The sequence below is a fragment of the Kitasatospora sp. NPDC058046 genome (assembly GCF_042885595.1).
Classification (GTDB): Bacteria; Actinomycetota; Actinomycetes; order Streptomycetales; family Streptomycetaceae; genus Kitasatospora.
This window is the reverse complement of the sequence record NZ_JBHVRS010000014.1, coordinates 204,835-224,883: the sequence shown is the minus strand read 5'-3', so window position 1 is coordinate 224,883 and position 20,049 is coordinate 204,835. Positions and strand designations below refer to the sequence as shown.

Here is a 20,049-nt window from a genome sequence, read left to right as displayed (position 1 = left end):
GGGCTCAGTGCCCGGCGGCCAGGCCCTCCAGGTGGGACAGGTCGTTCCAGACCTCCACCGCCGGGGCGCCGTACTCCCAGGACAGCACGCACAGCGCGGCCGTACCGAGCTTGAACCGCTGGGCGTACTCGGGCGGCAGGCCCAGCCAGCGGGCGGTGAGGATGCGCAGCAGGTGGCCGTGGGCGAACAGGATCACGTCCCGGTCGGCGCAGTGCATCACGGTGGTGTCCGGGGCGGGGACGCCGTGCTCCTCGTTGAGGCCGGCCAGGAAGGCGTCCACCCGGGCGGCCACCTCGGAGAGCTTCTCGCCGCCGGGCACCCCGTCGCGCCAGATCAGCCAGCCGGGCTGGTCACTGGAGCGGATGTCCGCGCCGGTGCGGCCCTCGTACCGGCCGTAGTCCCACTCCATCAGCTCCGGACGCTCCACCGCGCGGTCGCCGAAGCCGGCCAGCTCGCAGGTCTCCTTGGCCCGGCCGAGCGGGCTGGTGTAGACGAGCGCGTCCGGCAGCCCGTTCCAGGGGGCCTTGGCGAGGCGGGCGCCGAGGGCCCGGGCCATCGCCCGGCCCTCCTCGGTCAGCGGGATGTCGGTGCGGCCGGTGTGGCGGCCGGTGGCGGACCACTCGGTCTCGCCGTGGCGGACCAGCACGATGCGGGCGGGCATGGGGACTCCTAGCGACGGGGCGGTGGCAACGGTCGGTCGGTCTCACCATTGAGCACCGGGCTCCATGATCCCCCACCCGGGCGGCGACCACGATCGAGGGGCCCGTCCCGGCGGCCGCGGGACCGGGGGCGGCAGGTGTCCGGTTCCGGCCGCGGACCGGGGGCGGCGGACGTCCGGTTCCGGCTGCGGACCGCCTCTCCAACGGCCGGTCCGCACCGCGTTGTCGGACCTGGATGCGACACTGGGCCGCACCATGAACGTCTCGACGAACGTCCCGCCGCGCGGGCCCGCTGAGCCGCTCGCCCAGCGGCTCGCGGAGCTGCGCGGACCGGCCCCGCAGCGCAGTCTGAACGCCCGCTCCCTCGCCGCGCTGGCCGCCAACCCGGGCTGCCACCGCCGCGCCGTGCTCGACGCGGCCGGGGTGGACAAGTCGGTGCTGGCGGCCCGGCTCGGCCGCCCGGCCCCCTTCGGGCAGTCCCCCTTCGCCATCGCCCGCGGCGTGATCTTCGAGTCCCGGCTGAAGGCCGACGGCTTCGCCCCGCTGCTGGAGCCGCTCCGCCACCACCTGGGCCTCCCGGCGGACGGGCACGCCCCGCTCCTGGTGCCGGACCTGCTGCACCGCTCGGGCCCGGCCGTGCGCGCCGACCGGACGGCCGAGGCGCTGGCCCTGGCCGCCGCCGACCCGGAGGCCTGGACGCTGCTGGACCACCCGATGCTGCGCCTGGGGGTGGCCGGCAGCACCGCCTACCTGGAGCCGGACGCGCTGGTGGTGCACGGCGGGCGGTGCACCGTGGTCGAGATCAAGTCCTTCCCGGTGCTGGACGGCGGCGCCGACCCGGCCAAGGTCGGCGCCGCCGCCCGGCAGGCCGCCGTGTACGTGCTGGCGCTCCAGCGGCTCGCCGCCGCGGCGGCCGGGCAGCCGCTCGCCGAGGACCCGTACACCGAGCAGCGGCTGCCGGGCAGCCCGCGCACCAGCGTGCTGCTGGTCTGCCCGAAGGACTTCGGCAACCGGCCGACCGCGGTCGCCGTGGACGTCCGCCGCGAACTGGCCACCACCCGCCGCCAGCTGGGCCGGATGACCGGCATCGGCCGGCTGCTGGCGGCGCTGCCGCCGGACGCCGACTTCGACCTGGCCGCCGACGAGGACGGCGCGCCGGCCCGGACCACCGAACAGCTGGCCGCCTCGGTCGAGGCGGTGCCCGCCGCCTACAGCCCGGACTGCCTCTCCACCTGCGAACTCGGCTTCCACTGCCGCGCCCGGGCCCGCTGCGACGACCGGGTCGAGCAGCTCGGCCGGGGCGTGCGCGGCGAGCTGGGCAGCATCCGTACGGTCGCCGAGGCGCTGGCCGCCGCCGGCACCAAGAGCGAGGACCTGGACGGCGCGGACGACGCCGCCGAGCGCCTGGCCTACGCGGCCGCCCTGCGCGCCGAAGCCCTGGGCGCCGGCGCCGTGGGGGCGGAAAACCAAGGGGCTCGCGCATGAGCCTGCTCACCACCCTCGCCCGGCTGGAGGCCGTCCGCAGCGGCCGGGCCGAGCCGCTGGCCACCGTCCGGCACCGGCACCTGTCGGACCGCCCGATGGTGCTGGTCCCGCTGACGGCCGCCGGCGAGTCCGGCGCGCCGCTCGCGGTGATGCTCGGCACCGACCGGGACGCGCCCCGGCTGCACCTGGTGCCGCAGCCGCTCAACCGCACCCTGCGGTTCGACTTCCTGGCCGAGCTGGCCGCCGACCTGCTGCCCTACCTGGAGTCCTTCGCCGAGGACGTCGAGCAGATCGAGGGCTCCGAGAAGGACCCGGAGACCGGCGAGAAGACCCAGGTGTTCCGCGAGCTGTGCGCGGACGCCCCGCAGCTGGTGGTGCCGAACGGCGCGGGCGTGCACCACCTCGCCCTGATCGGCCGCTCGACCCGCTTCCGCCGCACCGCCGAGGACGAGGAGCCGGGCCCGTACCCGGCGCCGGTCCGGGTGCCGCTGCTCGGCCGCTGGCTGACCCACCTCACCGACCGCGCCCAGGTGCCCGGCTCCTCGCTGCTGCTGCCGATGACCGGCCTGCTGGCCCGGCACTGGGCGACCGGCCAGAGCCACCTGGAGGACCAGCACCTGGCGGCCCGGCTCGCCTGGCACCGCCCGCCGGACGGCCTGACCGGCGCGCGGGCGGCCGAGCTGGCCGAGTCCGCCCGGGACGACCGGGGTCAGCTGCTGCACCCGCCGGCCGGCCCGGCCACCGACCCGCGCTTCGACGAGTTCGTGCTGGCCCCGGCGATCACCCGCTACGACTCCGCCGTGGGCGCCCTGCAGCACAGCGCCGAGCAGCGCGACGAGGCCGCCGCCGCGCGCGCCCGGGCGGCCGTGCGGGCGGCGGTGACGGCGCTGGAGGAGGCGCTGGCGTCGGTCCTGCTGCCCACCTGGCGGGACGTCTGGCAGGGCCTGGACCTGCTGCGCGCCCTGCCGCCGGCCGGTCACCTGGCGGAGCGCTGGACGGGCGACCGCTGGTCCTACACCGGCCACCGGGACCGGCTGGCGGCCGGCGAGCCGCCGCAGCCCCGGCAGGACGACGCCGTCACCGCCGCCCGCAAGCTCGCCCAGCGCGAGCGCGAGCAGGCCCGCCTGGACGTCCAGGAGGCGCTGGACGACCCGCTGGCGATGGCCGAGCACCGGCTGTCCGGCGAGGCGTTCAGCGGCGTGGTGACGGAGGTGGTGCCGGACTGGGACACCACCGGCCGCTCCCCCAAGCCGCGCCCGCTGGTCACCCTGCGCACCGCCGACCGCCCGCACGCGGACCTCGGCCGGGAGGTGCACCGGGTGCACGGCCCGAGCCCGCAGAAGGCCGAGATCGTCGCGGTGGACACCGCCGAGGGCACCCTCACCCTGCGGGTGCTCTCCGGCATGGGCCGCAGGAAGGAGCCGGAGCCGGGCAGCCTGCCCGAGCCCGGCGAGCCGGTCACCTTCACCCTGTTCGAGCTGACGGTGCGCCAGTCCGCGCCGCTGCCCGAGCCGGACGACACCCCCTGGACCCACGGCGGCCCGCCCGGCGCCACGCCCGTACCCGCCCCGTCCGTCTCCGAGGAGTGGGAGTGATGACCACTTCGATCCCCGAGCAGGCCCCGGGCGCGGCCGCCGACGCCGCGGTGGCCCGGATCCTGACGGCCACCGTCCGTCCGCCGGCCGGCGCCCCGCGCGGCGTGGTGGTGGACTCCCCGCCCGGCGCCGGGAAGTCGACGCTCGTGGTGCGGGCCGCCCGCGAGCTGGTCGGCGCCGGCGAGCGGCTGATGATCGTCGCCCAGACCAACGGCCAGGTGGACGACCTGGTGGGCCGACTGGCCGAGAAGGCGCCGGAGTTGACGATCGGCCGGCTGCACGCCGCGGACTCCCGGCCCGGCCCGGAGGTGCTGAAGCACGCCAACGTCACGCCCTCCGACAAGGTCGCCGACCTGGTCGAGCACGACGTGGTGATCTCCACCTCGGCCAAGTGGCAGTGGGTGCGGACGGAGGCGCCCTGGCGGCACGCGATCGTCGACGAGGCGTACCAGATGCGCTCGGACGCCCTGCTCGCGGTGGCCCGGCTGTTCGAGCGGGCGCTGTTCGTCGGCGACCCGGGCCAGCTGGACCCGTTCACCGTGGTCGGCACCGAGCAGTGGGCCGGGCTGTCGTACGACCCGTCCGGCAGCGCGGTGGTCACCATGCTGGCGCACAACCCGGAGATCGAGCCGCACCGGCTGCCGGTCTCCTGGCGGCTGCCCGCCAGCGCCGCGCCGCTGATCTCGCGGGCCTTCTACCCGTACACGCCGTTCCGCTCCGGTACCGGCCCGGACGACCGCCGGCTGACGGCCGCCGTCCGCCCGGACGGCTCGGCGCTGGACGCGGTGATCGACCGGGCCGCCGAGCACGGCTGGGCCCTGCTGGAGCTGCCCGCCCGGCACACCGTACGGACCGACCCGCAGGCCGTGGCGGCCGTCGCGGCCACCGTCCGCCGGCTGCTGGAGCGGGGGCTGACCGCCCACTCCGAGCAGGGCGAGGCCCCGCTCACCGCGGACCGGGTCGCCGTCGGCACCGCCCACCGGGACCAGGCGGCGGCCGTGCGCGCGGCACTGCTCAAGGCGGGCGTGCCGGTGGACGGCGCGGCCGGTCCGGCCGTCACCGTGGACACCGCCAACCGCCTGCAGGGCCGCGAGTACGACGTCACCGTGGTGCTGCACCCGCTCTCCGGGCGCCCCGACGCGACCGCCTTCCACCTGGAGACCGGCCGGCTCTGCGTGCTCGCCTCCCGGCACCGGCACGCCTGCATCGTGGTGGCCCGGGCCGGGATCGCCGAGCTGCTGGACGAGCACCCCGCGACCGAGCCGGTGCAGCTGGGCGTCCCGGTGGCCTTTCCGGACGGCTGGGAGGCCAACCACGAGGTGCTGGAGCACCTGGGCCGCCACCGGGTCCACCTGCGCTGAGGCCCGTCCGGCCGGCCGCCGAGGTCAGTCCTCGGTCTCGCAGACGGCGTAGGCCACCACCGACCCCCGCTCCGCCTGCGCGCTCCAGCCGCGCGCGTCGGCGGTGGGGCCGTCGGCGCGCACCGGACCGTCCGCGTCGGGCTGGAGCCGGTAGCCGCCGCCGGTCAGGTGGGTGCCGGCCGGGCAGGTCGCCGTCGAGGCGCCGCCGGGGGCGCTCGGCTCCCCGGTGACCACCAGCGCCGTCTCGGCGGCCGCGGCGGGCGGGGCGACGGAGGCGGCGACCGCGAGCAGGGCGCCCAGCAGGGACAGGACGGACAGGGCGAGGGCCGTCAGGCCTCTTCTCACACGCATGGGGGTTCTCTCCGGTTCGTCGGCTTCGTCGGCTTCATCGGCTGCCTCGGCTTCGTCGGGCAGCCCGGGCGCACCGGGTGCACCGGGCGCACCCGGACAACCGGTTCGCATGCGATCCGGAAGCGCGGCGCACGAGTCGCGCGCCCGGCGTGCGCCGGGGAATAGCGCTCGCGTGCGCACCGTTCCGCTACGGGCCCCCGCCGCGAGACAATGGACGGCGGCCACGACCGGGCGGCGCAGCCCGGAGCAGATTTCCCCCACCCCCACCCGAAACCCGGAGGTGTCCGTCCATGCCCGACTCCCCAGAGTCGTCCGAGCCCACCAGGCGCCTGCGTCCGGTGCAGCTGCTGTTCGAGCCGCAGTCCGCCGAACCCGAGCCGGAACGATTCTTCGACCTGGAGTCGATCGAGGACCCGGCGGAGCTGCTGCGCCGCTCCACGGAGCTGGCCCTGGCCTTCCGGGCCGCCGCCGAGCGGGCCACGGACTTCCAGGCGGTCGCCGCCGCGCAGCTCGCCGACCCGCGCCGGTTCGACGCGCTGTCCGACGCCGAGGTCGCCCGGCGGGCGGACTGGACCCCGGACTACGCCGCGAAGATGATCGAGTACGGCCGCACCCTGCTCCAGCCGCGCCGGCACGAGGACTGAGCGCCCGCGGCCGACACGGGCCCCTGGCATATGCGCGGCGGGGAAGGGTACGCCGTCCCCGCCGCGCTGTCCGGCGAACCGCGCTTTCCGTCGCACCGGGGGCGTGCGCCGCACAGGCTGCTCTCCGTGGAGATCTGGACGCAGCAATCGGTGACGCAGCAGTCGGTGTCGTACCCGTCGGTGATGCACCCGTCGGTGGAGTGCGTCGGCGCGGCCGGGGAGGCCTGGCTCGCTTCCGCCAGCGAGTACCCGCGCAGCATGCGCGCCCTGTGGGAGAGCCGCCCCTGGGCGCCCTCGGTACTGCCCTGCGGGCGCGCCTTCGATGTGATCAGCATGCCGGCGCTGTTCGGCCGCCGGGTGCTGGACGAGCTGTGGGCGTCCGGGCCGGGCTGCGGGCCGGTGGCCGTCCACCGGGGGCGGCTGCTGCTGTTCGTCCAGCCGGGCGCGGCGCCCCGGCTGCGCCGGCTGCTGGCCTGGGAGGAGTGGGCCCGGGACGTTCCGCCGCTGCTGTGCCACGGCAAGGGCGACGCGGTGACCGTGCCGCCCCTGCAGCGGATGGTGAACAGCCCGGACTCCCCCGGGCAGGGCGCCGGCCGGTGGATCGTCGCGCCGGAGCGGCGCGCCCCCCGGCTGCCCGGCGCCGCGGTGGTGCTGTGGGCCTGCGTCCGGGCGGCGCGCGAGCCGGGCGCGCCGGTTGCCGCCGGGGCGGCCGTCGTGACCGGGGGGTGAACGCGGGGCGTCCGTTATTCGATTTTGGCTCGGCCGCACGGCGCTGCTAGAGTCTTCTCTGTCAGCAGGCGCCGCTAGCTCAGTTGGTTAGAGCAGCTGACTCTTAATCAGCGGGTCCGGGGTTCGAGTCCCTGGCGGCGCACAGACAGCCGGAAGGCCCTTCGCGAGAGCGAAGGGCCTTCCGGCGTTTCGGCGTCCCAACGCTCCGGCGTTCCGGCGTTCCGGGTTTCCACGGCCGGAGGAGCGTCCCGGTCCGCCCGCCGGAGCGGACGGCCCGGGACGACGGGCTCAGCGGCCGCGCAGCGCCCGGTAGCGGGCGACCAGCTCGGCGGTGGAGCTGTCCAGCTGCTCGGTGCCCTCGCCGGTGAGCAGCACCGGCTCGATCCGCTTGGCGAGCACCTTGCCCAGCTCGACGCCCCACTGGTCGAAGGAGTCGATGTTCCAGATCGCGCCCTGGACGAACACCTTGTGCTCGTAGAGGGCGACCAGCTGGCCGAGCACCGAGGGGGTGAGCTCGCCGGCCAGGAGGGTGGTGGTCGGGTGGTTGCCCTGGAAGGTCTTGTGCGGGACGAGCTCGGCGGGCACGCCCTCGGCCGCGACCTCCTCCGGGGTCTTGCCGAAGGCCAGCGCCTGGGTCTGGGCGAAGAAGTTGGCCAGCAGCAGGTCGTGCTGGGCGACCAGGCCGGCGGGCAGGTCGGCGACCGGCTTGGCGAAGCCGATGAAGTCGGCCGGGATGACCTTGGTGCCCTGGTGCAGCAGCTGGTAGTAGGCGTGCTGGCCGTTGGTGCCGGGGGTGCCCCAGACCACCGGGCCGGTCTGCCAGTCCACCGGGGTGCCGTCGCGGGTCACCGACTTGCCGTTGGACTCCATGTCCAGCTGCTGGAGGTAGGCGGTGAACTTGGACAGGTAGTGCGAGTAGGGCAGCACCGCGTGCGCCTGGGCGTCGAAGAACGCGCCGTACCAGACGCCGAGCAGGCCGAGCAGCAGCGGGACGTTCTGCTCCGGCGGGGCGGTGCGGAAGTGCTCGTCGACCAGGTGGAAGCCGTCCAGCATCTCGCGGAAGGCGTCCGGGCCGATGGCGGTCATCAGCGAGAGGCCGATCGCCGAGTCGTAGGAGTAGCGGCCGCCCACCCAGTCCCAGAACTCGAACATGTTGGCCGTGTCGATGCCGAAGTCCTGCACGCCCCGGGCGTTGGTGGACAGCGCGACGAAGTGCTTGGCCACCGCCTCGGTGCCGGCGCCCAGGCCGCCGAGCAGCCAGTCCCGGGCGGAGACCGCGTTGGTGATGGTCTCGATGGTGGTGAAGGTCTTCGAGGCGACGATGAACAGCGTCTCGGCCGGGTCGAGGTCGCGGACCGCCTCGTGCAGGTCGGCGCCGTCCACGTTGGAGACGAAGCGGACGTCGAGGTCGCGCTTGCTGTACGAGCGGAGCACCTCGTAGGCCATCGCCGGGCCGAGGTCGGAGCCGCCGATGCCGATGTTGACGACGGTGCGGATCGGCTTGCCGGTGTGGCCCTTCCACTCGCCGCTGCGGACCCGGTCGGCGAAGGCGGCCATCTTGTCGAGGACGGCGTGCACCGCGGGCACCACGTTCTCGCCGTCGACCTCGACCACGGCGCCGCGCGGGGCGCGCAGCGCCGTGTGCAGGACCGCCCGGTGCTCGGTGTTGTTGATCTTCTCGCCGCGGAACATCGCGTCCCGCAGCTCGGCGACACCGGTGGCGGCGGCCAGCTCGCGCAGCAGCCCCAGCGTCTCGTCGGTGACCAGGTGCTTGGCGTAGTCCACGTGCAGGTCGCCGACCTGGAGCGTGTAGCGGCGGCCGCGCTCCGGGTCGGCGGCGAACAGCTCGCGCAGGTGGGTGGCGCCCAGTTCGGTCCGGTGCTTGGCCAGGGCGGCCCACTGCGGGGTGCGGTCGAGCGGGGTGCGGGCGTCGGCGCGGGTCTCCGACATCGGTGGGTCCTCGATTCATCTGGGTGCAGAAACCGGCAGGGCCAGGCGTGAGGGTTCGCCGAGGTCGTGCGGGTACTGGTGGTGCGCCGACTCCGTTGACGGCCTGCCCGGGTTCAGCCTATGCAACCCCGGGGCCGGTCGTGCGCATTCCGCCCGGCCCCGGCTGCCGCCCCGTCACTTCCGTTCGGAGCGCAGGTCGAGTCCGCGCAGCACCTCGTCGACCAGCTCCGGATCGGCGCCGGGCTCGCTGCGGGCGGCGAGCATCTCGCGGCGGGAGGCGGCGATCATCTCCTGCTCGACGTCCCGGGCGGCCCGCCACTGGGCCATCCGCAGCTTGGCCTCGGCGGCCTCCTCCTCGGCGTAGTTCTCCGGGCAGAGCCGGGCCAGCCGGTCGTGCTGACGGTCCCGCAGGCGGTCGGCGACCTCGGCGGGCAGCCGGTCCTGCTCCTCCAGTTCGCCGAGCCGGTTGAGCCCGGCCTTGGCGGCCCGCCACCAGAGCTGGCGCACCGCCTGCTCGTGCTTGTCCTGGTCGATGTCCAGCTCGAACCGCTTGGCCAGCCAGGGCAGGGTGAGGCCCTGCACCAACAGGGTGAAGAGCACCACGCTGAAGGCGATGAAGACCAGCCGGCCGCGCTCGGGGAAGTCCTCGCCGGAGTGCAGGGTGAGCGGGATGGCGAGCGCCAGGGCGACGGTGGCCACGCCGCGCATGCCGGACCACCAGAGGATCACGCTCTCCTTCCAGCTGAACGGCGTGTCCTCCTCGTCGCCGGAGCGCAGCCGCTTCGACAGCCAGCCGGCCGGCAGCAGCCAGAGCAGCCGGACCGCCACGACCACCGCGATGACCACGGCGGCGTCGCCGATGAAGCCGGTCCAGCCGCGGCCGGCCTCCTTGAGCACGGTGGCCAGCTCCAGGCCGATCAGTCCGAAGGCGACGCCGGTGATCAGGATCTCGACCACCTCCCAGAAGGCGTTGCCGACCAGCCGGTAGGCGACGGCGTCCGCGTCGGAGGCCCGCTCGGCGAGGTAGAGCGCGCAGACCACGACGGCGAGCACGCCGGAGCCGTGGATCTCCTCGGCCAGGGTGTAGGCGGCGAAGGGCACCAGCAGGTTGAGCGCGACCTGCTGGGTCGGGTCGTCCAGGCGCTCGGCGAGCTTGGTGTTGACCCAGCCGAGCGCGACGCCGACCACCACGGCCAGCACCGCGGACAGCACGAAGCGCAGCACCGCGTCGCCGCCCGAGAAGTCGCCGCTGACCATGGCCTCGATGGACAGCGAGTAGATGACGATCGCGGTGACGTCGTTGAACAGCCCCTCGCTCTCCAGGATCGCCACCAGGCGGCGGGGCAGCCCGACGCTGCCGGCCACCGCGACGGCGGCGACCGGGTCGGGCGGGGAGACCAGCGCGCCGACCGCGATGGCGGCGGCCAGCGGCAGGGCGGGCAGCAGCCAGTGCACGGCACCGGCCACGGCGACCGTGGTGACCACCACCAGGCCGATCGCCAGCAGCAGGATCGAGCGGGCGTTGGCCTTGAAGTAGCGCACCGAGGAGCGCCGGGCCACCGCGAAGATCAGCGGCGGCAGGACCAGCGGGAGGATCAGCTCGGGTTCGATGCTGACGTCCGGGATCTGCGGGACGAGCGCCATGACGATGCCGAGCAGGGTCATCAGCACCGGTTGTGGCACTCCGGTCTTCCGACCGAGCGGCATGGTCACCACGGAGGCGAGCAGCACCAGGAAGAACAGGGGCAGCTGGCCCACGGGGAGGTTCCTCTCGACGACGGACGGCTGAGCGCCGTCCAGGATAAATCTGACAATGCGCCCATCAGTGTCGACACGCTGAACAAAAGCTTGACCTCAAGCGCACTTCAGGCCCGAGGATCGTCGACAACGGATGGATCAAGAAGGCTCACGAAGGTTCGAGAAGGATCGAGAAGGGGCGGGAAAAGGCATGAAAGCGGTCACCGTGACGGGGAGCGGCGGTCCTGAGGTCCTACGGGTCACCGAGGTGCCCGACCCGGAGCCCGGGCCGGGCGAGGTACGGGTACGGGTGTACACGGCCGGGGTGCAGCCGGTGGACCTCGCGATCCGGGAGGGGTTCCGTCCGCCGGGCCTGGCGGTCGAGCCGCCGTTCGTCCTCGGCAACGAGTTCGCCGGGGTGGTGGACGCCCTCGGTCCGGACGCCGGCGACTGGCGGGTCGGGGACGAGGTGCTGGGCTTCCGGATGCTGGGCTGCCAGGCCGACCGGGTCGTGGTCGACGCCGGCCGGCTGGTCGCCAAGCCCGCCGGGATGCCCTGGGAGCAGGCCGGCTCGCTCTCCGCCTCCGGCCAGACCGCGCACCTGGCGCTCACCGAGCTGGGCGTCGGCCCGGGCGACACCGTGCTGGTGCACGGCGCCGCGGGCGGGGTCGGCACGGTCGCCGTCCAGCTGGCCCGCGCCTGGGGCGCCACCGTGGTCGGCACCGCGAGCGAGCGCAACCACGCGTACCTGCGGGAACTGGGCGCGGTACCGGTCACGTACGGCGAGGGGCTGGTGGAGCGGGTCCGGGCGGCGGCGCCGCAGGGGGTGACCGCGGCCTTCGACGCCGCCGGGCGGGGCGCCCTGGAGGCCTCCGTCGAACTGGTCGCCGACCGGGACCGGATCGGCACCGTGGTCGACTACCCGGGCGCCGAGCGGCTGGGCGTCCGGCAGCTGCGGGGCGAGCGGACGGCCGGGCGGCTGGCCGAGCTGGTGAAGCTCTGGGAGGCCGGCGCACTGCGGCTGGAGGTCGAGGAGTCGTTCCCGATCGAGCGGGTCGCCCAGGCCCACCGGCTGGTCGGCTCCGGGCACGTCCGGGGCAAGGTGGTGCTGACCATGTGAGCGCGCCGGGCTCCCCGCCCCGGGCCGATTGTGAGTTTCAGCCGCTGACCAGGTAATGTTCTCCACGTCAGCAGGCGCCGCTAGCTCAGTTGGTTAGAGCAGCTGACTCTTAATCAGCGGGTCCGGGGTTCGAGTCCCTGGCGGCGCACAGACAGCCGGAAGGCCCTTCGCGAGAGCGGGGGGCCTTCCGGCGTTTCGGCGTACGCCCGCGCGGTTTCCGCCGTACGCCCGTACGGGTCCCGCCGTCCGCCCGCGCGCCCCTCCGGTCCCGCGCCGCCGCACGCGCCCCCACCCTCGCTCCCGCACGCGCCGGATGGCAGGAAAGGTGGGAAGCAGGTCATTGCTGCCACCGCTCCCCGTTGGGAGGCTGGCCGCATGAGAGCGCACAGCGTGGTCATCGTCCTCTTCGAGGGCGTGCAGAGCCTCGATGTGACCGGCCCCCTGGAGGTGTTCGCGGGGGCGGGCCGGGCCGCCGGGCAGCCCGCGGCCTACCGGGTCACCACCGCCTCCCCCGGCGGCGGGCCGGTGCGCAGCCACAGCGGACTGCGGCTGCTGCCGGACGCGGACCTGGCCGGGGTCGGGCCGGTGGACACCCTGCTGGTTCCCGGCGGGATGGACACCGGGCGCCCGGACCCGGCCCTGGTGGAGCGGATCCGGGAGCTGGCCGGAGCGGCCGAGCGGGTGGTGTCGGTGTGCACCGGGGCCTTCCTGCTCGCCGAGGCCGGACTGCTGGCCGGGCGCCGGGCGACCACCCACTGGGCCTACGGCGAGGAGCTGGCCCGGCGGTTCCCGGACGTCGAGGTGGACCCGGACCCGATCCACGTCCGGGACGGCCGGATCGCCACCTCGGCCGGGGTCACCGCCGGGATCGACCTGGCGCTGGCCCTGGTCGAGGAGGACCTCGGGCGCGAGACGGCCCTGCTGGTCGCCCGCCACCTGGTGGTCTTCCTGCGCCGGCCGGGCAACCAGGCCCAGTTCAGCACCCAGCTGGCCGCCCAGGTGGCGGCCCGGCAGCCGCTGCGCGAGGTGCAGCGGTGGATCGCCGAGCACCCGGAGGCCGACCTCTCGGTCGAGGCGCTGGCCGACCGGTCGGCGCTGTCGCCGCGGCACTTCGCCCGGGCCTTCGCCGCCGAGGTGGGGGTGACCCCGGGCCGGTACGTGGACGGGGTCCGGCTGGAGGCCGCCCGGCGGCTGCTGGAGGACACCGACCACGGCATCGAGGAGATCGCGCGCTCCTGCGGCTACGGCACCCCGGAGGCGATGCGGCGCGCCTTCGTCCGGGCCCTGGCCGCCCCGCCCGCCGAGTACCGACGCCGCTTCCGACCCGAACCCACTGGAGGTCACTGATGCGCATCGCCATCCTGCTCTACCCCGAGTTCACCACCCTGGACGCGGTCGGCCCGTACGAGGTGCTGTCCCGGCTCCCCGGCGCCGAGGTGGTGTTCGCCGCCGCCGAACGCGGGCCGGTCCGCAACGACCTGCACAGCCTGGCGCTCACCGCGGACGCCGCCCTGGACGAGGTCGACTCGGCCGACCTGCTGCTGGTGCCCGGCGGGCCCGGGACGGAGGCCCAACTGAAGGACCGGGCCGTGCTCGACTGGGTGCGCCGGATCGACGCGACCACCACCTGGACCACCTCGGTCTGCTCCGGCTCGCTGATCCTGGGCGCCGCCGGACTGCTGGAGGGCCGCCGGGCCACCTCCCACTGGGGCGTCCTCGACCGGCTGCCCGGGTACGGGGCGGAGCCGACCGGGACGGAGCGGGTCGTCATCGACGGCAAGTACGCCATCGCCGCCGGGGTCTCGGCCGGGATCGACCTCGCGCTGACGCTGGCCGGCCGGATCGCCGGGGACACCGTCGCCCAGGCGATCCAGCTGCTGATCGAGTACGACCCCCAGCCGCCGTACGACTCCGGCGCGCTCGCGAAGGCGTCCCCCGAGGTGGTCGAGGAGGTGAACCGGCTGATGCGGGGCTAACTCCGGACCGACGGGAAGGCGTGCCGGCGGGCGGCGGTGGCCACCGCGAGGACGGGGAGCATCAGCGCGAGCACCGTCCAGGGCAGGGCGCCGGTGCCCAGGCCGCTCAGGACCAGGCCGCCGAGCACGCCGCCGCCCGCCATCGCGGCGTTCCACAGGGTCACCAGGACGGCCTGGGCGGCGTCCGCCCGCTCCCCGCCCGCGTCGCCGAGGGCGGTCTGGAGCAGGGTCGGGGCGCCGCCCCAGCCGAGGCCCCAGAACAGCGCCGCGGCGTACACCAGCGGCGTGCTGCCGGACGCCACCGCGAGGACGGCCGCGGTCACGGCGACCAGCAGCGCGCCGCCGATCGTCAGCTGCCGCAGCCGGCGGTGGATGTGGGCGCCGACCAGCCAGACGCTCGCCAGCGAGGCCAGCCCGAAGACCAGCAGCACGGTGCCGGTGGCGCCGCCGAGGCCGGCCCGGTCCAGGAAGGGCGCGATGTAGGTGAACAGGATGGTGTGCGCGAGCACCCAGAGCACCGTCACGGTGAGCACCGGCCGGACGCCGGGCACGGTGAGCGCGTCCCGGACCGGTGTCCGCTCACCGGCCGGCTGCCCGGGCTGGTCCGGCAGCAGCGCCGCGATCCAGCCGATCACGGCGACCGCCAGTGCCGTCATGGCCAGGAAGGGCACCCACCAGGCGAGCACCTGCCCGAGGAAGGTGCCGACCGGCACTCCCAGCGACAGCGCGACCGGCACGCCCGCCATCGCCACCGCCATGGCCCGGCCCTGCTGGTCGACCGGCACCAGCCGGCGCGCGTACCCCGCCAGCAGGGCCCAGGCAAGGCCGGCCGCGACGCCCGCGAGGAAGCGGGCGGCGAGCGTGAGCGGGTAGTTGGTGGAGACCGCGGTGACGGTGTTGGCCACCGCGAAGCCCGCCATCGCGGTGAGCAGCAGCCGCTTGCGGCCCCAGCCGGCGGTGGCCGCGCTGAGCGGGATCGCGGTGACGGCGGAGCCGATCGCGTAGACGGTGACGGTCTGCCCGGCCGCGGACTCGCTGACCCCGAGTGCCTCGCTCATCCCGGGCAGCACCCCGGCGGGCAGGTTCTCGGTGAGACCGGTGACGAAGACGGCGGTGGCCAGGGCGAGCAGGGCGGGGAGCGGGAAGGGCTTGGGGGGTACCGGGGTGGTGAGCTGTGTGGTCGCCATGGGGACCATGCTTGGACCTCACACCGGTGTCAGGTTCAAGCACGGTCCCGCGGGCGGCCGGGTCAGCGGATCAGCCGGGCCGGGACTCGGCTGCTCAGCGGCCGAAGTAGCCGTTGAAGTTCTTGGAGAACTCCTGGCCGCCGAACCGGTCCCAGTTGATCGACCAGGTCATCAGCCCGCGCAGGTTCGGCTGCGCGCCCGAACGCGGCACGTAGGTGCCGCAGTTGGCCAGCTTGGTGAGGCAGTCGAGCGCCTTGTTCACCTCGGCCGGGGCGACGTAGCCGTTGCCCGCGTTGGTGGTGGCCGGCATGCCGATGGCGACCTTGGAGGCGGGCAGCGCCGGGAACACGTTGTTCGCGTTGCCCGCCACCGGGAAGCCCTTGAGCAGCATGTCGGTCATCGCGACGTGGAAGTCGGCGCCGCCCATCGAGTGGTACTGGTTGTCCAGGCCCATGATGGAGCCGGAGTTGTAGTCCTGGACGTGCAGCAGGGTGAGGTCGTCGCGCAGCGCGTGGATGACCGGCAGGTACGCCCCGGCGCGCGGGTCCTGGCCGCCCCAGGGGCCGGATCCGTAGTACTGGTAGCCGAGTTGGACGAAGAAGGTCTCCGGCGCCATGGTCAGCACGAAGCCCGGGCCGTACTTGGCCTTGAGGGTCTTCACCGCGGAGATCAGGTTGACGATGACCGGGCTGGTCGGGTTCCTGAAGTCGGTGTCACCGGTGTTGAGGGAGAGCGAGTGGCCCTCGAAGTCGATGTCCAGGCCGTCCAGGCCCCACTTGTCGATGATCGCCGAGACCGAGCTGACGAAGGTGTCCCGGGCGGCGGTGCTGGTCAGCTGGACCTGGCCGTTCTGGCCGCCGATCGAGATCAGCACCTTCTTGCCCTGGGCCCGCTTGGCGGCGATGGCGGCCTTGAACTCGTCGTCCGACTCGACGGTCGGGCACTCGGTGGCCGGGCAGCGGTTGAAGCGGATGTCGCCGGAGGTGACGGAGGTGGGCTCGCCGAAGGACAGGTTGATGAAGTCCCAGGAGTTCGGGACGTCGGCCATCCGGGTGTAGCCGGCGCCGTTGGCGAAGCTCGCGTGCAGGTAGCCGACCAGGGCGTGGCTGCCGGCGGGCGGGCTGGTGGGCGTCCCCGTGGGGGTGCCCGTGGGCGTGCTGGTCGGGGTGCCGGTGGGCGTCCCGGTCGGGGTGCCCGTCGGGGTCGCGGTCGGCGAGGCGGTCGGCGAGGCCGTCCCGGTGGGCGTCGGCGTGGGCGTCGGGCTGGGCGCGCCCGGCCCGTCCAGCGAGATGTCGTCCGCGTAGTAGGTGCCCTGGCCGTACCAGCCGTGGGTGTAGACGGTGGCGCTGGTCTGGGTGGCGCCGGTGGTGAAGCTGAGGCTGAGCTTCTGGTACGAGCCGCCGGTGCCCGGGGTCCAGGTGCTCGGGCCGCCGCCGTCCACGCCCAGGTAGACGTACGAGCCGTTGACGTAGGCGCTGAGCATGTAGGTGGTGTTCGGGGCGACGGTGACGGTCTGGCCGCACTGGGCGGTGTCGCCGGCCGTGGCGGCCGCGGCGAGCGCGCGACTGCCGCCGTGCACCGGGCTGGTGACGACGCTGCCGGAGTTGCCGGAGCAGCTCCAGGGGCCGAGTGAGCCGGACTCGAAGCCGCCGTTGACCAGGAACTCGCCGGCCGAGGCGGTGGGCGCCAGGCCGAGTGTGACGCCGACCAGCGTGGCCGCGGCGACGGCGGAGGCGGTGCCGGCCGCGATGGTGGCGCGGCGTTGTCCGGGAAGGGTTCTGCGCATGCGGGTGCTCCTGCGATGGCGCGGTCGTGGGGGACGTCCGAGGGCACGCCGGAGCACGGGCCAGTGGGGGGAACGGCCCGGCCTGGCACCCAAGTTGGACTAGACCACTGAAGTGGATCCGGCCGGGAGGTGTCAATGGTCCAGACCGGTTCGGGCGGCCCCGGCCCGCTGGCGCCCGGCCGCCCCCGGCCACCCCCGGTTGCCTCCGGTTGCCGGAGGTGACACCCCGTCGAAGGATGGAGGCGTGACCCCGCCCGGCTACCTCCGCCACCCCCACCTGCACGGCGGCCTGCTCACCTTCACCGCCGAGGACGACGTCTGGATCGCCCCGCTGGACGCCGACGGCGGCGGCACCGGCCGGGCCTGGCGGGTCGGCTGCGACCGCACCCGGGTCAGCCACCCCCGCTTCTCCCCCGACGGCACCACCCTCGCCTGGACCAGCTGGCTCGCCCTGACCCCCGAGGTGTGGACCGCCCCGGTCGAGGGCGGCCCGGCGGACCGGCTCAGCTTCTGGGGCAGCCAGGACACCCGGGTGCGCGGCTGGCTGCCGGACGGCGAGGTGCTGGCCGTCACCTCCTACCACGAGCCCTTCGGCCACTACACCTGGGCGCACGCCCTGCCGCCGGACGGCTCCCCCGGCCGCCGGATGCCCTGGGGGCCGGTCGGCGACGCCCAGATGAGCCGCGAGCGGACCGTACTGCTCACCGGCGCCGCCCCGCACGGGCCGGCCGCCTGGAAGCGCTACCGGGGCGGCGCCACCGGCCGGCTCTGGGTGGACGGCGACCGGATCCTGCCCGGGCACACCGGGCACCTCGCCGCGCCGATGCCGGTCGGCGGCCCGCTCGGCGACCGGATCGCCTTCCTCTCCGACCACGAGGGCATCGGCAACGTCTACTCCTGCCGCCCGGACGGCACCGACCTGCGCCGGCACACCGACCACGCCTCCTACTACGCCCGCGAGGCCGCCACCGACGGCACCCGGATCGTCTACCAGCACGCCGGCGACCTCTGGCTGCTGGATGACCTGGCCGCCCCCGCCCCGCGCCGGCTGCACGTCCCGCTCGGCGGCGCCCGGGCCGGCCGCCGCCCGTACCAGGTCAGCGCCGCCGGCCAGGTCAAGGATCTCGCCTGCGACCAGACCGGCCGGGCCGGGGTGGTCACCGTGCGCGGCAGCCAGTACTGGCTCACCCACAAGGACGGCCCGGCCCGGGCGCTCGCCGACACCCCCGGGGTGCGCACCCGGCTGCCGGTGCTGCTCGGGCACACCGGCGAGGCGGCCTGGGTCACCGACGCCGAGGGCGCCGACGCGATCGAGGTGGTGCCGCTGCCGGGGCACCCCCGCTCGGAGCAGCACCGCCACCGGGTGCTCGCCGCCGGGCGGATCGGCCGCGTCCTGGAGCTCACCGCCTCCCCCGACGGCAGCCGGCTCGCCGCCACCACCTCGGACGGGCGGCTGCTGCTGGTCTCCGCCGCCGACGGCGGGGTGCGCGAACTGGCCGCCTCCGGCTACGGGCCGGTCACCGGCGCCCGCTTCTCCCCCGACTCGCACTGGACCGCCTGGTCCGAGCCGGTCGCCGGGCGCTCGCTGCGCCGCATCCGGCTCACCCGCGCCGACGCCTCCGCGGCGACCACCGACGTCACCGACGGCCGGTTCGAGGACGAGCAGCCGGTGTTCACCCGGGACGGCCGCTACCTGGCCTTCCTGTCCTGGCGCGGCTTCGACCCGGTCCACGACGTGCACACCGGCGACCTCTCCTTCCCGGTCGGCTGCCGCCCGTACCTCGTCCCGCTCGCCGCCGACACCCCCTCACCGTTCACCGCCCCGCCCGAGGACGGCGCCGCGCACGGCGACGGCGGCGACGGCACCGTCCAGGTCGACCCGGAGGGCATCGGCGAGCGGCTGCTCCAGTTCCCGGTGATCGCCTCCAAGTACTCGGCCACCGACGCGGTGCGCGGCGGCCTGGTCTGGCTGCGCTGGCCGATCTCCGGCACCCTCGGGCAGACCTTCGCCAGCCCGGAGGACACCTCGGGGCGCCCCTCGCTGGAGCACTTCGACCTGGCCCGGGGCACCCGCAGCACGCTGGTCGACAAGCTGGACGGCTACGCGGTCTCCGGGGACGGCGGCTCGATCGCGGTGTACTCGGCCGGGACGCTGCGGGTGGTCCCGGTCGCCGCCCCCACCGCCGGCACCACCGTCGACCTGCGCCGGATCACCCACACCGTGCACCCGGCCGCCGAGTGGCGCCAGGCCTACCACGAGGCGGCCCGGATCGTCCGGGACCAGTTCTGGGACGAGCGGATGTCCGGCCTGGACTGGCCCGCGCTGGTCGCCCAGTACGAGCCGCTGCTGGACCGGGTCTGCTCCCCCGACGACTTCGCCGACCTGCTGCGCGAACTCCTCGGCGAACTCGGCACCTCGCACGCCTACGTCACCCCCTCCCGGCGCGCCGAGGGCCCGGTGCTCGCCCAGCAGCCGCTCGGCCTGCTCGGCGCCAACGCCCACCGCTCCCCCGACGGCCGCTGGCTGGTCGACCGGGTGCTGCCCGGCGAGACCTCCGACCCGCGCGCCCGCGCCCCGCTCGCCGCCCAGGGCGTGCGGGACGGCGACGAGTTCCTGGAGGTCGGCGGCCGCCCGGTGGACCCGCTGCGCGGACCGCTGCCGCTGCTGGCCGGCACCGGCGGCACGACGCTCGAACTGGCCCTGCGCGGCGCCCCGGACGGCCCGGTGCGGCGGATCGTGATCACCCCGCTGGTCGACGAGCGGCCCATCCGCTACCAGGACTGGGTGGCCAAACGGCGTTCCCTGGTCCGCGAGTTCAGCGACGGGCGGTGCGGCTACCTGCACATCCCGGACCTCGGCGGCTCCGGCTGGGCACAGTTCAACCGGGACCTGCGGCGCGAACTGGACAAGCCCGCGCTGGTCCTGGACGTCCGCGGCAACGCCGGCGGCAACGTCTCCGAACTCGTCCTGGAGAAGCTCTCCCGGCACGTCCTGGCCTGGGACTTCACCCGGGACCGCCGCCCGGTCCGCTGGCCCCGGCACGCACCGCGCGGACCCCTGGTGGCGCTGGCCGACGAGGCCACCAGCTCCGACGGCGACGTGATCATCGCGGCGATCAAGCTGCTCGGGCTCGGCCCGGTGGTCGGCGCCCGCACCTGGGGCGGGGTGGTCGGGATGAGCGGGCGGCACACCCTCGGCGACGGCACCCAGATCTCGGTGCCGAAGAACGCCTCCTGGTTCGGCGGCGGGCTCGGCTGGACAGTGGAGAACCGGGGTGTCGAACCGGACGTGCACGTGCTGCGCACCCCGCGCGACTGGGCCCGGGGGCGCCACCCGGAGCTGGTCGCCGCCGTCCAGCTGGCCCTGGAGCTGCTGGAGGACGCCCCCGCCGCCGAGCCGCCGTCCGCCGACACCCCCCGGCCGGACCTGCGCCGCCCGCCGCTGCCGCCGCGTACGGCCTGAGCTCCG

Annotated in this window: 15 protein-coding genes and 2 tRNA genes; 11 read left to right on the top strand and 6 right to left on the bottom strand. The window is 75.1% G+C overall.

Translation table 11 applies throughout. The features are described from left to right. Window positions 1-4: 4 nt before the first annotated feature. Window positions 5-661 carry a histidine phosphatase family protein gene (locus ACFVU7_RS26935; protein ID WP_074005115.1) on the bottom strand — a complete coding sequence of 219 codons (657 nt, stop codon included), beginning with the start codon at window positions 659-661 and terminating at the stop codon, window positions 5-7. A 253-nt stretch (window positions 662-914) separates the two neighbouring features. Here ACFVU7_RS26935 and ACFVU7_RS26930 point away from each other — a divergent pair, with 253 nt between their 5' ends. Genes ACFVU7_RS26930 through ACFVU7_RS26920 form a run of 3 tightly spaced genes read left to right on the top strand, consistent with a single transcriptional unit; the run spans window position 915 to window position 5,100 of the window. Beyond that, window positions 915-2,144: a hypothetical protein gene (locus ACFVU7_RS26930; RefSeq protein ID WP_388047516.1), complete on the top strand. Its 1,230-nt coding sequence runs from the start codon at window positions 915-917 to the stop codon at window positions 2,142-2,144. Next, window positions 2,141-3,739 carry a hypothetical protein gene (locus ACFVU7_RS26925; RefSeq protein WP_380777989.1) on the top strand — a complete coding sequence of 533 codons (1,599 nt, stop codon included), beginning with the start codon at window positions 2,141-2,143 and terminating at the stop codon, window positions 3,737-3,739. The genes ACFVU7_RS26930 and ACFVU7_RS26925 overlap by 4 nt, the downstream gene beginning before the upstream one ends. Next, complete coding sequence (locus ACFVU7_RS26920) at window positions 3,739-5,100, top strand: AAA family ATPase (RefSeq protein WP_388047515.1); 1,362 nt, start codon at window positions 3,739-3,741, stop codon at window positions 5,098-5,100. The genes ACFVU7_RS26925 and ACFVU7_RS26920 overlap by 1 nt, the downstream gene beginning before the upstream one ends. 24 nt (window positions 5,101-5,124) lie before the next feature. On the opposite strand, the gene ACFVU7_RS26915 is transcribed toward ACFVU7_RS26920, so the two are convergent. Further along, entirely contained in the window at window positions 5,125-5,451 is a 327-nt protein-coding gene (locus tag ACFVU7_RS26915; protein WP_049651948.1) for a hypothetical protein, read from the bottom strand. A 290-nt stretch (window positions 5,452-5,741) separates the two neighbouring features. On the opposite strand from ACFVU7_RS26915, the gene ACFVU7_RS26910 reads away from it, so the two are divergent. The 3 genes from ACFVU7_RS26910 to ACFVU7_RS26900 all read left to right on the top strand — a co-directional run bounded on the left by ACFVU7_RS26910 (window position 5,742) and on the right by ACFVU7_RS26900 (window position 6,966). Further along, the gene (locus tag ACFVU7_RS26910) at window positions 5,742-6,095 is read left to right on the top strand and encodes a hypothetical protein (protein ID WP_074005111.1); all 354 of its coding nucleotides are present in this window, start codon (window positions 5,742-5,744) and stop codon (window positions 6,093-6,095) included. Window positions 6,096-6,221: 126 nt separating this feature from the next. After that, entirely contained in the window at window positions 6,222-6,824 is a 603-nt protein-coding gene (locus tag ACFVU7_RS26905) for a bifunctional DNA primase/polymerase (protein ID WP_388047513.1), read from the top strand. 68 nt (window positions 6,825-6,892) lie between these two features. Continuing rightward, window positions 6,893-6,966 (top strand) — tRNA-Lys (locus ACFVU7_RS26900). 146 nt (window positions 6,967-7,112) lie between these two features. Here the strand turns inward: ACFVU7_RS26900 and pgi are convergent. Together pgi and ACFVU7_RS26890 are read right to left on the bottom strand one after the other, a co-directional pair. Continuing rightward, complete coding sequence (gene pgi, locus ACFVU7_RS26895; protein WP_074005110.1) at window positions 7,113-8,774, bottom strand: glucose-6-phosphate isomerase; 1,662 nt, start codon at window positions 8,772-8,774, stop codon at window positions 7,113-7,115. Between the two features lie 174 nt (window positions 8,775-8,948). Then, window positions 8,949-10,532, bottom strand: a complete 1,584-nt coding sequence (locus ACFVU7_RS26890) for a Na+/H+ antiporter (RefSeq protein WP_074005109.1) — start codon at window positions 10,530-10,532, stop codon at window positions 8,949-8,951. 190 nt (window positions 10,533-10,722) lie between these two features. On the opposite strand from ACFVU7_RS26890, the gene ACFVU7_RS26885 reads away from it, so the two are divergent. From ACFVU7_RS26885 to ACFVU7_RS26870, 4 genes are all read left to right on the top strand, one after another. Continuing rightward, window positions 10,723-11,631, top strand: a complete 909-nt coding sequence (locus ACFVU7_RS26885) for an NADP-dependent oxidoreductase (RefSeq protein WP_388047511.1) — start codon at window positions 10,723-10,725, stop codon at window positions 11,629-11,631. Between the two features lie 74 nt (window positions 11,632-11,705). After that, window positions 11,706-11,779, top strand: a tRNA-Lys gene (locus tag ACFVU7_RS26880). Window positions 11,780-12,006: 227 nt separating this feature from the next. Continuing rightward, entirely contained in the window at window positions 12,007-12,978 is a 972-nt protein-coding gene (locus tag ACFVU7_RS26875; RefSeq protein WP_049651944.1) for a GlxA family transcriptional regulator, read from the top strand. Further along, window positions 12,978-13,607: a DJ-1/PfpI family protein gene (locus ACFVU7_RS26870; RefSeq protein WP_388047510.1), complete on the top strand. Its 630-nt coding sequence runs from the start codon at window positions 12,978-12,980 to the stop codon at window positions 13,605-13,607. Before ACFVU7_RS26875 ends, ACFVU7_RS26870 begins: the two co-directional genes overlap by 1 nt. Here ACFVU7_RS26870 and ACFVU7_RS26865 read toward each other — a convergent pair. Beyond that, a complete protein-coding gene (locus tag ACFVU7_RS26865) occupies window positions 13,604-14,794 on the bottom strand; it encodes an MFS transporter (RefSeq protein ID WP_380777987.1) in 1,191 nt (396 codons plus the stop codon). The genes ACFVU7_RS26870 and ACFVU7_RS26865 overlap by 4 nt on opposite strands. A gap of 94 nt (window positions 14,795-14,888) precedes the next feature. Continuing rightward, window positions 14,889-16,580 (bottom strand): chitinase, encoded by a 1,692-nt coding sequence (locus ACFVU7_RS26860; RefSeq protein WP_388047508.1) that lies wholly within the window; start codon window positions 16,578-16,580, stop codon window positions 14,889-14,891. A gap of 244 nt (window positions 16,581-16,824) precedes the next feature. Between ACFVU7_RS26860 and ACFVU7_RS26855 the strand changes: the two genes are divergently transcribed. Continuing rightward, window positions 16,825-20,043 carry a S41 family peptidase gene (locus tag ACFVU7_RS26855; protein WP_388047506.1) on the top strand — a complete coding sequence of 1,073 codons (3,219 nt, stop codon included), beginning with the start codon at window positions 16,825-16,827 and terminating at the stop codon, window positions 20,041-20,043. Window positions 20,044-20,049: the final 6 nt, after the last annotated feature.